Annotated in this window: 12 protein-coding genes; 6 read left to right on the forward strand and 6 right to left on the reverse strand. The window is 51.2% G+C overall.

What is annotated here, in order from left to right; all coding sequences use genetic code 11:
* Positions 1-4: 4 nt before the first annotated feature.
* Genes B0919_RS24600 through B0919_RS24605 form a run of 3 tightly spaced genes read right to left on the reverse strand, consistent with a single transcriptional unit; the run spans position 5 to position 2,905 of the window.
* Entirely contained in the window at positions 5-1,279 is a 1,275-nt protein-coding gene (locus B0919_RS24600; RefSeq protein ID WP_139361936.1) for a hypothetical protein, read from the reverse strand.
* Entirely contained in the window at positions 1,263-2,315 is a 1,053-nt protein-coding gene (locus B0919_RS06020) for a thiamine-phosphate kinase (RefSeq protein ID WP_139361937.1), read from the reverse strand. The genes B0919_RS24600 and B0919_RS06020 overlap by 17 nt, the downstream gene beginning before the upstream one ends.
* Before the next feature lie 5 nt (positions 2,316-2,320).
* Positions 2,321-2,905 (reverse strand): HIT domain-containing protein, encoded by a 585-nt coding sequence (locus tag B0919_RS24605; RefSeq protein ID WP_139361938.1) that lies wholly within the window; start codon positions 2,903-2,905, stop codon positions 2,321-2,323.
* A 208-nt stretch (positions 2,906-3,113) separates the two neighbouring features.
* Between B0919_RS24605 and B0919_RS24610 the strand changes: the two genes are divergently transcribed.
* From B0919_RS24610 to B0919_RS06030, 3 genes are all read left to right on the forward strand, one after another.
* Positions 3,114-3,485, forward strand: a complete 372-nt coding sequence (locus tag B0919_RS24610) for a hypothetical protein (protein WP_139361939.1) — start codon at positions 3,114-3,116, stop codon at positions 3,483-3,485.
* A 131-nt stretch (positions 3,486-3,616) separates the two neighbouring features.
* Positions 3,617-4,060 (forward strand): hypothetical protein, encoded by a 444-nt coding sequence (locus tag B0919_RS24615; protein ID WP_139361940.1) that lies wholly within the window; start codon positions 3,617-3,619, stop codon positions 4,058-4,060.
* Between the two features lie 422 nt (positions 4,061-4,482).
* Positions 4,483-5,808: a hypothetical protein gene (locus tag B0919_RS06030; protein ID WP_078011312.1), complete on the forward strand. Its 1,326-nt coding sequence runs from the start codon at positions 4,483-4,485 to the stop codon at positions 5,806-5,808.
* A 100-nt stretch (positions 5,809-5,908) separates the two neighbouring features.
* Here B0919_RS06030 and B0919_RS06035 read toward each other — a convergent pair whose 3' ends face one another.
* Positions 5,909-7,240 (reverse strand): site-specific integrase, encoded by a 1,332-nt coding sequence (locus B0919_RS06035; protein ID WP_078011313.1) that lies wholly within the window; start codon positions 7,238-7,240, stop codon positions 5,909-5,911.
* 314 nt (positions 7,241-7,554) lie between these two features.
* Between B0919_RS06035 and B0919_RS06040 the strand changes: the two genes are divergently transcribed.
* The 3 genes from B0919_RS06040 (at position 7,555) to B0919_RS06050 (ending at position 11,525) form a co-directional block, all read left to right on the forward strand.
* Entirely contained in the window at positions 7,555-7,947 is a 393-nt protein-coding gene (locus B0919_RS06040; RefSeq protein WP_078011314.1) for a hypothetical protein, read from the forward strand.
* Between the two features lie 66 nt (positions 7,948-8,013).
* On the forward strand, positions 8,014-9,723 hold the full coding sequence (locus B0919_RS06045; protein ID WP_078011315.1) for an acyl-CoA synthetase: 1,710 nt from the start codon (positions 8,014-8,016) through the stop codon (positions 9,721-9,723).
* Positions 9,724-10,247: 524 nt separating this feature from the next.
* Entirely contained in the window at positions 10,248-11,525 is a 1,278-nt protein-coding gene (locus B0919_RS06050) for a TPR end-of-group domain-containing protein (protein ID WP_078011316.1), read from the forward strand.
* A 224-nt stretch (positions 11,526-11,749) separates the two neighbouring features.
* Here B0919_RS06050 and B0919_RS06055 read toward each other — a convergent pair whose 3' ends face one another.
* Entirely contained in the window at positions 11,750-13,654 is a 1,905-nt protein-coding gene (locus tag B0919_RS06055; RefSeq protein WP_078011317.1) for a DUF294 nucleotidyltransferase-like domain-containing protein, read from the reverse strand.
* Positions 13,647-14,417 carry a 3'-5' exonuclease gene (locus B0919_RS06060; RefSeq protein ID WP_078011318.1) on the reverse strand — a complete coding sequence of 257 codons (771 nt, stop codon included), beginning with the start codon at positions 14,415-14,417 and terminating at the stop codon, positions 13,647-13,649. The genes B0919_RS06055 and B0919_RS06060 overlap by 8 nt, the downstream gene beginning before the upstream one ends.
* Positions 14,418-14,439: the final 22 nt, after the last annotated feature.

Here is a 14,439-nt window from a genome sequence, read left to right on the forward strand (position 1 = left end):
TCCTTTATTGCTTGGAGCGGCCCCAATTTAACAAGAAGAGGCAAACTGTTATAAGTACCTCAGGTCCAAGAGCGCTTAAAAAGCTATGAACCTTATCAGTGAATGTTGCTTTTGGTCCGAGTGCGTCAAGAGTCGTTGTAAGATACGCATATAGGCCATAGCATAGCACAAGCAATACCGTTGCAACAAGTAGACGCTTTATCCACTTATTGGTAAAAAAGCCCTGAACGCTATCTTTAGCTGAGTAAAAGTCATAAACATAGCTTTTACCCAATGAAGAGCTCACATTATTCAAGCACTCATAGACTATTGAACTGGTTCTAGACGAAACATATATACCGGACTGCGGGTACTTAAATCCAATAGTTTGCGATTCAATAATAATTTCACTTAACCGCTTTTGAACAACATTCTTAGAAAAGAACTCGGGATTAAGCTTTGCGGTTAACGCTATCAAATATAACTGCCATGGAATTCTAACATATTCATGCTTGCCAGCAAACCAGTACTCAAGGTTAATTTCTATGTGACTTTCAAAAGTTGCCAATGATGAGCTGAGCAAATCCGACAACAGCTTTTTAACAACCACTTCATGAGTGTTATTATAATCATAAAACGACAAAGTATGCAAACCCAACACCACTATTGAGAATGTGTAGTGATCAACTACGCCTGAACTAACAATTTTCGAACATTCTTTTTGGATAAAATTAATAGCATCTAAATCATACGACTTAATTGACAGCAAACCTTTTACCGCAAAGATTGTAGGAAGCAAGTACGTTGTAGCAGATTGCTGATTAGCCCCATAATAAGAATTGTCAAAGTAATCCCATCCGTTCAAATCGGCCTTAGAAGAAACCAGTTGGGTTAACAACTTTTTCTCAAAAGCCTCTTTTGAAGCTTGCCCCAACTTTACTCTTGATAAAGCAAATAATGTCTCACCTGTTTTTATTGTATTATTGTAATCACGAAGAAGATCATTCTGATTCGATGGACCCTTTTCTATCGAACGCCTTTTGTCTAGATATGATATTAACTTAGGAAGTTCCGCATTATGTGTTGAGTCATTGCTTTGTGCCAACACATATAGCGCTGCTGTTGTACCATGTATACCTCTTTGAGATCTTTCAAACTCTTGTAGGAGCTGGCCACATGCTCTAAGGTCTCTATCTACTGGGGTATTCAGTTCTTTACTCTGCTTCCCATTTTCAACTTGCTGATAAAACAAGTTAGCAATGGCTAGCTGAGATGAAGTTATATCAGATGCCTTGATCATTGAGAGAAACCTTAAGCGTTTTCAGCATCATCTGTACTTCAACAGCGAAGCCTTCGGTATTAAAATCAGTATGTCCAAGCCTTGGCAGAGATGATACATTGTTGTTTGAGCTTATTACTAAATCTTTCGACGTGGTAGTAATGCCAATTTCGTGGAAGCCCAGATGCCCAACTATTTCTCTATCCTCTTCATTAGTAGTCACAATGAATTGAAAATCACCGCCGATACTAAATGCATAGAACCATGGTGGTATATTAAACTGATTAGCTAACTGAACCACATGATCATCAATAGGAATTTTTTCTGCGTAAATAGTCGCTCCTATTGAACTCGTCTCACATAAGTCGTATAAATTTTCACCCAATCCGTCACTAATATCAGTTCCTGCTTTTCCTAATGCCTGCTTGGCAAGCGCGATTGATTTATGAAATGGCAGGCTAGGGATAGTTAAAGTATTCCTAGCCCATTGGTTCCAATTATCATCCATTACTTTTGCAGACAAGCCATGAACCGCTGCTCCAGCATTACCAATTAGTCCAGATACCCATATGATCTGGTCTGGCTTAGCCGCGTTCTTAATGAATAGCTTCCCTCCAAGTTGTTCAATCCCTATAGCAGTTCCACAAAAAGCATTTGATTTACCGAGCTTTGTATCACCACCGATTAAAGGAGTGTTATGATTATTTAACTCATACTTAACACCATCCATTAATGACCTAAAATCTTCATCACTAGAGCTCTTTTCCATCATTATTGAGGCTACAAACCCTACAGGCAGAGCCCCAGACCCAAGCAAGTCAGATATATTCGCTGCAACCAACAGCCTACCCATATCCCAATACGTAGCAAAGCCTAGCTGTTTTGAAATAGGATTAGCGTTCAAATAGTCCGTTGTGATAACAATTTTACTATCACCTATTTGTAGCACAGCGCAATCATCTTCATTTATACCTGCAATTACATTTGAGTTCTTTAACGAACTAAATGAGGATGCAAGCCAATTATGTACTCCGTCTGGGTCTAGATGTGTGCTCATATTCGCTATTGCCAAAACTTCAAGGTATTCTCAATGGAATGCGGCAAAGGGTTTGCCTTCCAGTCCAAATCAGTTATTCCCTTTGAATAACATATAGCCTTCCGCATCATTTGAGAATGAGCATTATAGGCTTCATAAATTCTGGAATTACCATTTTGGATTAAGGTAAAAATATAAGGTACACTTATGCTTCTTATTTGACTCAATGAATATGGCACCACCGGAAGCACATTATCTAGTACATTAAAGTACTGCGCATGGTTTGGAAGAAGGTGAATATGTGTGTGTGTTGTGCAAGACCCTCCTCTTTGATTTTCAAATGAGCCATGTTCAAACACTAACAGGTCTTTGAAGAAAGGATACTTCTGTTTGAATGCATCCAGTATATCAAATAATTCACTTACAGCTTCATGCGGCATTGAGGCTAGACTATCATAATGATTCAAACTAGCTAACATAGCATGTCCATCGACCATTGGCCCTATCGTTGGCAGTAAAGCAAAGTGACCAAATCTCGCAAGTATTGTATTCTCCAATCTCTCGCTAGATGGCAGCTCTAATGCATTGCAAATAGTACAAGTATAATTCATTGATTTTCAGGCTTTTACTTTTAAAGACTCTTGTTACTCTTTACCCTTAGTCCAGCAGCTTCGTTTTAACTTACTAATATAAGCATCAAGCAGGGATGTTGTAGGTCAGCATGTGTCTGCAATGTTAAGTAAAATTGTTTATATTATATTTATTATTAGATATGGCCTAATTTAGTCTAGTGATATCGAGTAAGCCTATGTCCACTCCGTGGTATTTCCATCTGTCTTGGGTTATTATTCATATTTTGCTTTCAAAACTCATTTAACCAACATGGCAGGTAAAACACATTCCGATAAAGAGAAGCAAATTGCGCTTCTAGAACAGCTAAAACAGCACATTGCGAATGAGGACGAACCTAGCATAGATACCAAAGCGGTTGCAAAAGCTTTGCGTAAGTCTAGAGAGTTCCTAGATGAAGCAATCAAGCTTCTAGAAGGCGACGATGGTACATCTGAATCAGTTGGTAAGGATCCGGAAGCTCCCTATGGGAGAAAGAAGGATGGTACGCCTAAGAAACCATCAGGGAGAAGATCCAATAAGCAACAAACCTTAACTGAAGGTTCTGTTACGGAAGAATAACAGAAAAGGCTAGTCATCCAGGCTAGCCTTACTTTTGCGCTTTTCAGTAAAAAATATAACTATACCTATAAATGGCAGAACATAAGGGAGGATGATGGAGCTGGTGGTATGTTGGATGAAATTTCAACTCCATGTCTCCAAAGCTTCTTTTCTCCTTTGCCACTGCCCTTGTTTGCTGCTCTTCTTCACAACTCTATGCTCAGAATACGACGGTAATAGGTAAGGCTAAATCATACCTTGAAGCCTCTTATCTACCGACTACTCCTTACAAGTTTGTGCAGCAAGAACCAAGAGGCGAATTGGACACTTATTGGTACACCAACCCTAATACCACTGGCAAGGATGATTTGCGCAACATGCTTTGCTTGATGTATAAGGATGATATATGTACTACGTCCTTAACTGTTACTGTATACGCGAACTTAAAGCAGGTCCTGGCCTACATGGATGAGCATTACAACCGGAAGGATAAGTATGCGTGGGTGACTGCTGATAACAAGTACCTGATGATGGTCTTCCCTGAGCCTGAGAAGAACTGTGTGAATGTGTACACCCAGTTAAGGCAAACTGAGTAGGCGCTTAAGGCGTCAGATAGCATCAGGATATAACTCCTTTAAGGCAGGCCAGTAAAATATTTCTTGCAGAACATAAGGGAGGATGATGGAGCTGGTGGTATTAAGTCCCTTTTCAGGCTTGTAATAAACCATAACGACTCTATCGCATTAAGCACAACTAGCACTTTGGTATAAACCCTGCTTTGCTGTAGAATATAACTATTTTTAGCAAAACCCTTGCAAATATCGATTCACCATATTACCTTTGTGAACTGCTCGGTGTCTGCTTATGGATGCCAAGTGGCTTTACGATATTATCATACACGAGTAGCAGCGTGGATATAAGATATTAACACAGAGCTTATTACGGCAACCTGTGCTCAGCCCTGGACGTGGTCTGCTACCCACGTCTTAGGGCTTTTTTGTTGCCATATACTAACTACATGAATGACAGCATATTACCAAAGCAGACTACTCACCTATTTGTCCCTAGCTCCATAGATGCCTTAATGATGTTGCCTACCAAAAGGCAGCAAAAGCACGTAGACAAATACCACTACATCCTGCATCTCATATACATTGCCAGGAAGGTAGACAAGCGCAATACTTCAGCCTCCTTCATCAATCTTAATGCTAAGCTATTAGAGGCTGTGCTTCATGCACGAGACTATCTGACATATATAGAATACTGGATTGAGCAAGGGGTTATCGAATGCGACAACCGTTATATACCAGGAGAGAAGAGCAAAGGCTACCGCTTCACCAAAGCTTACCAGGAGGCACGAGTAAAGAGGGTACCCATCAAGGATGCAAAGTTCAGAGCTAAGCTTACTAGCCGTAAGCAACTCTACTTGAACAAAACAGATTGGTCAGATACTACACTTAGCTTTCTACACCATAACCTAAAAGCAATTAGAGTTGATGCTGTAAGAGCATTAAATTTTGCTCACGAGCTTTCAAAGAATGAGGAATGGATGAATGCTAGACGGGAAAGAAGGAAGAAAGGAAGGAAAAGTACCAGTAGCAAAGAAGGAAAAGTTGAAAAACCTAAGTTCAATGACTTCAACATGGCAGTTTATGGACTAGTATCAGAAGACTATTTTTTCACAAGAGACAAGATAGGAAAGCGAGTACACAACAACTTTGTCAACTTCCCTAGTGCGTTAAGAAGCTTCTTATACCTTGATGATGGTGAGCAGCTAGTTAATTTAGATGTTCGCAACTCGCAACCTCTAATGCTCTGTGTTTTATTAAAACAGCATTACGAAGGCCATAAGTTACCTTTAGATGTATACAAGTACATTGACGAGTGTGAAAAAGGAAAATTCTATGAGTGCTTTGCCGATGCTGTAGGAGTTCCAATCAAAAACCGAAAGAAGTTCAAGCAGGCACTTTTTACCAATGTCTTCTTTGGAAAAAACATGAGCTGTGTTAAGTCCAGGGCTTTCAGAGGATTGATTGCTCATTATCCTAATGTTGCATCCTTTATTACTGAATTCAAGAGAAAAGATCACAAAAGCTTAGCCATTGCTCTTCAACGTGTAGAGAGCGAGATAATCATTGATGATGTAATAGATAGCTTGGCTAAAGAATACCATCCTAATGACTTCTTTGCATTAACTATTCATGATTCCATATGTACTACTCTTAGCAATCGTGATGAGGTGATGGGAAGAATGAAACAAGCTTTTGAGCGCAAAGGAATTAGCGTTGATATCAAAACCGAATACTTAGAGCAGCCAGATACTGAACTTCTGCAAGCAGCTTAGCCCTTACCTCATATAAGGAATACTGTTTAAGGTAATAACAATGGAAGAGCACAGAGATAGGACATTCATCCTTTTCTCCGTGCTTTCCTCATTTCATAGGCTAAACGAACACCTTTGCAAGCTCTTCACTCTGGTTTGCTGAAAGGTGTGCATAATGGTCCATAATCATCTTTATGTCTGAATGACCTACCCAACCTTTAATCACTGCTGGGTTCACTCCATTCTGTAAACAGAGGTTTATGAATGTTTTCCTTCCTGCATGAGCACTAATCAGCTCTGCTTTAGGTAGTACCTGTCTATCTCGCTTAGTACCTGTGTAGTGGATAATCTCCTCTGGGGTACGCAAAGCAGGTATCATTGCACAGACCTTCTTTATCTGAGTATTAAACTCGCTGGGAGCAACTCTCTTTAGCTCATAGTTATTTCTTTCTAACACCTCAATAGCTTGAGCCGACAAAGGAACACTCACAGCAGTAGCGGTCTTGTTCGTGGTTACGCTGAGCATATTCCCCTTTACATTGGCTCTTGTAAAGAACACATCAGACCATCTTAAACCAGTTAAACACATTACAGCAAATATGTCTCTCACTCTTTGATACCTGGGATTCTGTAAGTCCAAAGCAAGTAAATCACTTAGTTCCTCCTTCGTTAGATAAATCAGATTCTTGTTTTTAACCTTCTTTACATTAACAAACCTGGAAAGCTCCTTAATATTTAGGCTTAGAGCATCAGCAAAATGATGTATTACAGCCCTAAACTTGATGAATACTGAACGGATGGTAAGGTTCCTTAATCCTCTGCTGATTAGCCAATCCCTAAAGTCATTCATAACTCCTAACGTAACCTCATCAATCCTGAGACTAGGCTTGAACTCATTTACAAGGTTTCTCAGGTTTACATATAGCTTAATCGTTTTGCTATTAACGAGGCTCTTCTTTTCCTCGATATACTTCCTAATGAACGCTGTGAACAGTGCTCCTTCATATATCCCTAGTTGAAGCTCTGCGCTCTGTATTTCCAGCTTCTTATTAGCAACAGCTTTTTCCAATTCCTCCAGTTCTTGGTAAAGCTTACCGACATGAGTAGTTGCCTGAGCTACTTGGATAGGTTGTGGCCCCTCCCCTACCCTTCTCGCTGCAACAATCTCAGCGTACTCCATTGTCATAGATTGAGCATCTGGCTTTCCCCCCTTGCCTAAGATGTTCCTAGCAGCGGTTTCTATGTCAGTGTAGACTTGAGCAATAGCAGCATTCAATTCAGGAGCCATAGGCAGCTTATTGCTAACCTTACCAGTATTCAGATTGAAGTGCTTAGCTGAAACCGCTACTCCTGTAGCCTTGACAAATGGGCTACCATCATGCGTATGTTTTACGCTGATTGGGTGCTCTCCTTTCCTGTTCTCAGGACGCAGGATGAAAGTGATTTTGGACATTTCAAACTTGGCTTTTGGGTTCCTATGCCCTGCTCACTTCTGATTTCATGTATCAGCCAGTGTATCAAAGCATGTGTCAATGGATTTTCAAAAGCTTTGTCTGAGTGCATTAGAAGCGTTTTCTTACCGAGGTAAAGTACTGCGGCGAGAAGTGCCAGCGACAACGGCCAAAGGCTCCCGAGGCGGCGTCCTAACGGCTTCGCTTGACCAGACAGGAGCAGAACAACATGTCCACAGCCTGCCGGCATCTTCCGCTCGGGCTTGTATCCTTCGCCCGGTGGCTTGCGTTGAGGTAGCAAGCTTTTCTCTCGACTATGTCCGTCAACCTCGATTACCTCGACCCCAACCTCGTTCCGCTGGAGGATAAAGTAAAGGCCTACCTGGCCGCGGAAGAAGACCTGCAACAGGCCCTGGTGGAAGCACGCACCCTGCAAGCCACCCACAACCAGACCACAGCGGCCGCTACCGCCGGCAATATCGAGGAACACCCCGCCAGCACTGACCAGCTGCCAGCCGCCCCGCACCAGAAGATTCAGCAGTTGCAAGGCACCATCCAGCAGCTGGGCCAGGAGATTCTGCAGCTACTGCCCGAGCGCGACGCGTGGGTGAAGGTGAACCTGGGCTACGGCCCCAGCCGCGTGGGCGCCTGGCGCGACGAAGAAGCGCCGGAAGGCGAAACGCGCTACCTCATCCGGGTGGTGCAGTAAGCTGCCCGAACCATCAGCAAAAGCGCGGCCGGTGCAAATCAGCCGCGCTTTCGTTTTCTTACCGCTATGAAAGCGTACTTCCAGCAGTTTCAGCAGCTGGCCGAAGCCGGCGCTTACGCCGAGCTAAGCCAGCTGTTCGTGCCCAAGCCGGAGTTTTTCAACTGGACGGCCGACATTTTCGAAGGCCTGCACGTGGCGGCGCACCCGCAGAAAGAGGCGCTGGTGCTGGCCGGCGACGACGGGCAGCCGGAGCACTACAGCTACGGCGAGTTGGCCGCGCAGGGCAACCGCCTGCTCAGCTGCTGGCGGGCGGCCGGCGTGCCGCCGGGCGCGGCCGTGCTGCTGATGGTGCCGGTGGTGGCCGAGCTGTGGTTTACTTACCTAGCGGGCATCAAGGGCGGGCAGGTGCTGGTGCCCACGGCCACCATCATGTCGGTGAAGGACCTGGAGTACCGCTTCGGCCGCCTGCTGCCCGCCGTGGTCATTGCCGACGCCGAAAACGCCGCCAAAATCGACCAGGCCGAGCAGGCGCTGGGGGTCCGCATTCCGCTGAAGATGCTGGTGGGCGGCGGCTCGCGCCCCGGCTGGACCGACTTCAGCGCCCTGGCCGCCCAACCGCCCACGGCCGAGGCCGCCCCTACCCGCGCCGACGACCCGCTGTTTCTGTTCTTCACTTCCGGCACCACCGGCCTGCCGAAGGTGGTCACGCACACGCACTTCTCCTACCCCGTCGGGCACCTGAGCACGGCCGCCTGGATTGGCATCCGGCCCACCGACCGGCACTGCAACATTTCGCAGGCGGGCTGGGCAAAGTTTGCCTGGAGCAGCTTTTTTGCCCCGCTCAACGTGGGCGCCACGCTGTTTGTATACCGCCAAACGGGCAAATTCGCCGCCGCGCCCATGCTGCAGGCATTGCAGCGGCACGGCATCACGACGTTTTGCGCCCCGCCCACGGTGCTGCGGCTGCTCATCCTGGAAGATTTGCGCCAGTACCAGTTCAGCTTCCGCGAGTGCGTCAGCGCCGGCGAGCCGCTGAATCCGGAGGTGATTGAGGCGTGGCAGCAGGGCACCGGCCGCCTCATCCGCGACGGGTACGGCCAAACGGAGAGCACCGCCATGGTGTACAACCTGCCCGGCAACGAGGTGCGTCTGGGCTCCATGGGTAAGCCGTCTTTTCTCTACGACATCGTCATTGCCGACGATGAAGGCCGGGAACTGCCCGCGCTGGAGGAAGGCCACATCGCGGTACGCATGGACACGGGCCGCCCCAACGGCATTTTCAAGGAGTACTTCGGCGAGCCGGAGCGCGCGGCCACCGTCTTCCGCCACGGCCTGTACTACACCGGCGACAAAGCCTACCGCGACGCCGACGGTTACATCTGGTTTGTGGGCCGCGACGACGACGTGATTAAGTCCTCCGACTACCGCGTGGGCCCCTTCGAGGTGGAAAGCGCCCTAATCGACCACCCCTCGGTGGTAGAAGCAGCCGTTATCGGCTCACCCCACCCCATCAAAGGTCACGAAATCAAAGCCTTCGTCATTCTGCACCCGAGGGCTCAGCCTTCCCAAGCCCTGGCGACGGAGCTGTTTGCCTTCAGCCGCGAGCAGCTGGCGCCGTACAAGATGCCGCGCATTCTGGAATTCGTAACGGAGCTGCCTAAGACCATCAGCGGCAAAATTCGCCGGGTGGAGCTGCGGGCGCAGGAGGAACAACACCGGCTGGGGCGCAGCAGCGGGGATAAGGCGGAATACTTCTACGAAGGCGGCCGAAAGTAGCCCGGCCATAGCGGGGCTTTGGCTACGCCTTTTAGTGGTTTACTCCGCGCTCATTCAGACCCTTGGTACGGCACGGCCAATCAGCCGACGGTTATGTGGTCATGCATTATTAAGTGCATGAAAAAGAATGTCATGCCTGATCTGGCATCTGCTTGTCGAAACATCTCTACCGCTTCGTTAGGGCGTCATGCCGAGCGCAGTCGAGGCATCTCGCGTGCGGACGTTGGGGTACTATTCTTCTTGTTGGGGTTACTTCGGCCGTCAGCAGGCGAGGTGTCTCGGCTTCGCTCGACATGACGGTCTGTTGATGCCGGGCAACGAAGCGGTAGCGGTGCTTGGCTTGTGCCTTCCTCCGGTTAGACAAACGGACGCCAGATCCAGCATGATGGCCTGACGAGTTGCCCATTACTGAGTTGCCTAACCCTTACTATCAGGGGTGCAGACCCGGCTGAAACGCATTGCAACTGTCTGCGCCGGTTGCACGACCTTCACGGCGCAGTACTCTCTCAACCACCCGCCCGGTTATGCACCGCTTTTTTTTACCCCTCACCCTAGCGCTTACCACTACCCTGGCCTACGGCCAACAAAACACCAAGCTGGATTCGCTGAACAGCAAAGGCCAGGAGCAATACCGCGCCCAGCAGTACGAGGCGTCGGCGCACACTTACGAGCTGGCGCTGCGGACGCCGGGCCTCACGCCCCGCAAAAAGGCATCTATCTACTACAACCTGGCCTGCGACTACGGCCTGCTCAACAACGCGCCGCTGGCCCTGAAGTACACCCAAAAAGCAGTGGCCGCCGGCTACTCCGACGCGGCTAACCTGGCCAACGACCCGGACCTGAAGGTGCTGCACACCGACAAGCGGTGGCCCAAGCTGGTGGCCGCAGTGCACAAGGCGGAGGAGCAGAAATACGTGCGGCGCGTGCAGGACATCAAGCTGGTCACTACCGACATCGACCGTTTCTGGCAGGCCTACGCCCAGGCCAGGCTCGATACGACCAATGCGGCGGCCATTTTCCAGCGCGAGTACTTCGATAAGGCTTCCATCGGCCTGCAGGATTACTATTCCTACAAGATTCGCAACGCCCAGACCTTTGCCCGGCGCATCATCGCGCGGCCGCAGTATTACGCTTCTATTCAAAGCACGATGCGGTCGATAACCGACCAAAAACCGCAGATGCTGGCGGCTTTTCAGAAGTTTCAGGCCCTGTACCCGCCGGCGCGCTTCCAGCACATTTACTTTGTGGTGGGCGGCTTTTCCTCGGGCGGCACCGTGTCGGATGCGGGGCTGCTTATCGGGGCCGATCAAACGGCCAACGGCCCGGGCGTGAATACCTCCGAGTTGAACCTGCTGCAACGCAACCGCTGCGGCATGATTACCGAAATGCCCTCCTTGCTGGTGCACGAGCTGGTGCACAGCAACCAGGGCCCGCAGGACGGCACCTTGCTGAGCTACACCATCAACGAAGGCATGGCCGATTTCGTGACCGAGCTGGTAACCGGCACGCTCGGCAACAACGCCCGCCTGCACGTGTACGGCAATGCCCACGAGAAAGAGCTTTGGGCGGCATTTAAACAGGAAATGGGGGGCCGCGACGCCAGCAACTGGATTGCCAACGGCCGCCAGGAAACCGCCGAAAAGCCCTGCGACCTGGGCTACTACGTGGGCTACAAAATCTGCCAGGCGTATTACAGCAAAGCCACCGACAAGCAGAAAGCCCTGGCCGACATCCTGAACATCACCGACGCCAAAGCTTTTCTGGCCGCCAGCGGCTACGAGGACGACCTGGCCCGCCGCTAGGTTCTGTAGCTCATCCGACTTGAGTCATACCCTCAGCCACTAAGACCTTTTGACGCTTCTAGGCCGTCATGCTTCGGCAAGCTCAGCATGACGTTCTTTTTTCATTCTAGCCGCACAGCCTTCGTACGGCAGCCAGTCGGGCACCCAATTTTCAGGTCCCAACCAGCTTTCTTTTTTCTCAACTTATTCGGCTGACCAATAGGTAGACGGACTCTAACCGACTATCAAAGCGCCTTGGTGAAGCCGACCTTGATTTTGAGCTGGAAGTCGCTGATAACCTTGAAGATTTCCTTGAGCGTGACCTGCTCTACCTGTGTCAGCGTCTTCGGGTCGAGGTAGTTGGTGGGCGCGGCGCGGTCGTCGATGAGCTGGCGGGCCTGCTTTTTCAGGCGCATGCCCATCAGGTAGTAGTAGGCCTGCAGCAGCTCTTCATACTCCTTTTCCTTGAACACGCCCAGCTCCCGCAGTTGCGCCAGCCGCTCGCCGGTGTTGGTGCCGAAGACGCGGTGGCGCAGGGCGTACACACGCACCAGATCCACGATGGGCGACATGGTTTTCTTCAGGTCGAACACCTGCTGGCCCTCCTGCTCGAAGGTGCGGAAGCCGCGGAAAAACGTCAGCGGCGGCTCGTACTGCAGGGCATTTTTGGCCATGTAGAAGAGGAAGCGGTCCAGCGGCTTGGCCAGCTCCTCGTGCAGAAACGCCCGCAATTCCTGCATCAGCGACTCGTCGCCGTAGAGGTAGCGGCAGTCGAAGAAGGTGGCGAACTGCATCACCGTTTCCGGGTTCGACTCGCGCATCCACTCCTGGTAGTTGCGCTTCCAGTACGAGAGGGAGTGCGTCCACTTCGGGTTTTTGGCCATGAAGCCGCCCGAGCAGTAGTGCAGCCCGATGTGGTTCAACTCGTCGGATACAGCCGTGGCAAAGCGCAGGAAGTAGGCCCGTACCAGTTCGCGCTGCTCGTTGGCCTTGTCCTCGTAGATAATGGCGTTGTCCTGGTCGGTGACGAGGGTTTGCTCCTTGCGCCCCTCGCTGCCGAGCACCATGAACACGAAGCGCGCTGGCGCCGGGCCCAGCGCGGCCAGCACGTTCTCAATCACGCGCAGGGCAATGGCATCGGCCACGGTGGTGATGACTTGGTTGACGATTTCGGGCCGCACGCCGCGCGTGAGCAGCTGGTTCACGATGTCGGGCACCATTTCCCAGCGGCGCTTCAGCTCGGGCGTGCCCTGGGCCAGCTTCACGGCCTGAATGAACATAAACGGCGACTGGGCCAGGTCGCTGAGCAGCTTGTTGCGGCTCAGAAAGCCCACATATTCGCCGGCGCGCTCCACCAGCAGGTAGCGCGTCTTGGTCTGGAACATGCGCAGCACCGCCTCGTACACGTACGCCCCGCTGCTGATGCTCACGATGGGCGTGGCGGCCACCTCCCCCACCGGCCGGGCCGGGTCGAGCCGCCGGGCAATGACGGAGTCGCGCAGGGTGATGTCGGTGCAGTAGCCGATGATGGTGTCGGAGCCCGGCTCGGTGACAAACAGGCAGCTGACCTTGGCCGCGGCCATGCGCCGGGCGGCTTCGTAGATGGGCTGATCGGCGGGACAGCGCACCAGCTCGCGCGCTTCCAGCGTCTCGATGCGGCGCGAAAACAGCTGGTCGGCCACCAGGAAGTTGGCTTCCGGCGCGCTGACGGGCTTCACGAAGTGGGCGTACTCCTCGTTGAGCATCCGCTCGCCGTAGCGGGCGGTGAAGTAGTGGAAAAACGGCTCGTAGGCCAGGCACAAGGCCCGAAACTCGCGCCGCGGCAGCTGCAGCACCCGCGTGCCCCGGTGCACCACCACCGTGCGCAGGGAGCGTTTCTTATTCAGCAAGATGGACATGCCGCCGTAGCAGGTACCGGGGCCGTACAATTCGGGCAGGCGCCGGTGCTGCTGGCTGTCGTAGAAAAACGTCTCATACCCGCCCTCCACAATGATATCGAGGTGGCGCAGCTTGGAGCTGTCCTGCTGGTAAAGCAGGGCTTCGCGGGGGTGCTGCACCTCCTGCAGCAAGGGCACGACGCCTTCCAGCACGTCTTCGGGCAAGAGGTTGAACGGCGCCACGGTGCGCAAAAAAGCCAGGCGGTTATCCATACAAAAGCCAGTAACAAAGTAAAAGCCCCGCCACGGCCAGTGCCAGCCATGCTCCCCACGACCAGGGCCGGGGCGCGGGCAGCTCAGGCGGCCCGAGGCGCGGCTGTCCGTTGAGTACGTTGTCGGGAATGAGGCCGCGGCGGCGCAGCTCAAAATAGCAGCGGGCCGTAGCCGCCGCGTCGATCTGGGCGTCGTGCAGGCAAATCATCGACTCGCCAAACAGCAGCTCGTACAGCTCGTGCAGCAGCAGCTGGCGCGGCTTGGGGTTCAGGCCCAGCCCGGCCGTCAGCTGCATGGTGCAGAACTGCGGCAAGTCGGGCAGCGGGTTGGGCAGCTCGGCCCGCAGCAAAGCGGCTCCGAGCACGTGAAAATCGAGCGGCAGAAAGTGCCCGACGACGCGTGGACGGTAGGTTTGCAGGTCGTCGAGCAGCTGCTGCAGCACTGGCGCGGGCAGCTGGCCGTGTGCGGCCAGAAATTCTGGCGTGAGCCCGTGAATGGCAATGGCCTCGGCAGGCATGCGGCCGGCCGGAATCTGCAGGTAGGCCTGCTCGGCTTTCACCAGCTGCCCCTCGGGGGTGTAGACCTGCCAGGCCAGCTGCGCAATGCTCGGCCACTCCCACTCTTCGCGGTACGGCCGTTGCCAGCGGGCCGGCAAACCCGTGGTTTCGGTATCCACGAAGAGTAAATATTCCTGCGCCACGCGCTTGTGCCGGGGTAAATGAAGGGCTACGGCCAGGGCAATGATAGTGCGTACGGCTGACAATGCGCCAATGCGGCGGGCAACG

Origin of the sequence: Hymenobacter sp. CRA2 (genome assembly GCF_002007105.1) — a bacterium.
Classification (GTDB): Bacteria; Bacteroidota; Bacteroidia; order Cytophagales; family Hymenobacteraceae; genus Solirubrum.

Bases quoted from the DNA above. Each gene is read 5' to 3' on its own strand.
- B0919_RS24600 (WP_139361936.1), bottom strand. From the start codon at position 1,279: ATGATCAAGGCATCTGATATAACTTCATCTCAGCTAGCCATTGCTAAC.
- B0919_RS06020 (WP_139361937.1), bottom strand. From the start codon at position 2,315: ATGAGCACACATCTAGACCCAGACGGAGTACATAATTGGCTTGCATCC.
- B0919_RS24605 (WP_139361938.1), bottom strand. From the start codon at position 2,905: ATGAATTATACTTGTACTATTTGCAATGCATTAGAGCTGCCATCTAGC.
- B0919_RS24615 (WP_139361940.1), top strand. From the start codon at position 3,617: ATGTCTCCAAAGCTTCTTTTCTCCTTTGCCACTGCCCTTGTTTGCTGC.
- B0919_RS06030 (WP_078011312.1), top strand. From the start codon at position 4,483: ATGAATGACAGCATATTACCAAAGCAGACTACTCACCTATTTGTCCCT.
- B0919_RS06035 (WP_078011313.1), bottom strand. From the start codon at position 7,240: ATGTCCAAAATCACTTTCATCCTGCGTCCTGAGAACAGGAAAGGAGAG.
- B0919_RS06040 (WP_078011314.1), top strand. From the start codon at position 7,555: ATGTCCGTCAACCTCGATTACCTCGACCCCAACCTCGTTCCGCTGGAG.
- B0919_RS06045 (WP_078011315.1), top strand. From the start codon at position 8,014: ATGAAAGCGTACTTCCAGCAGTTTCAGCAGCTGGCCGAAGCCGGCGCT.
- B0919_RS06050 (WP_078011316.1), top strand. From the start codon at position 10,248: ATGCACCGCTTTTTTTTACCCCTCACCCTAGCGCTTACCACTACCCTG.
- B0919_RS06055 (WP_078011317.1), bottom strand. From the start codon at position 13,654: ATGGATAACCGCCTGGCTTTTTTGCGCACCGTGGCGCCGTTCAACCTC.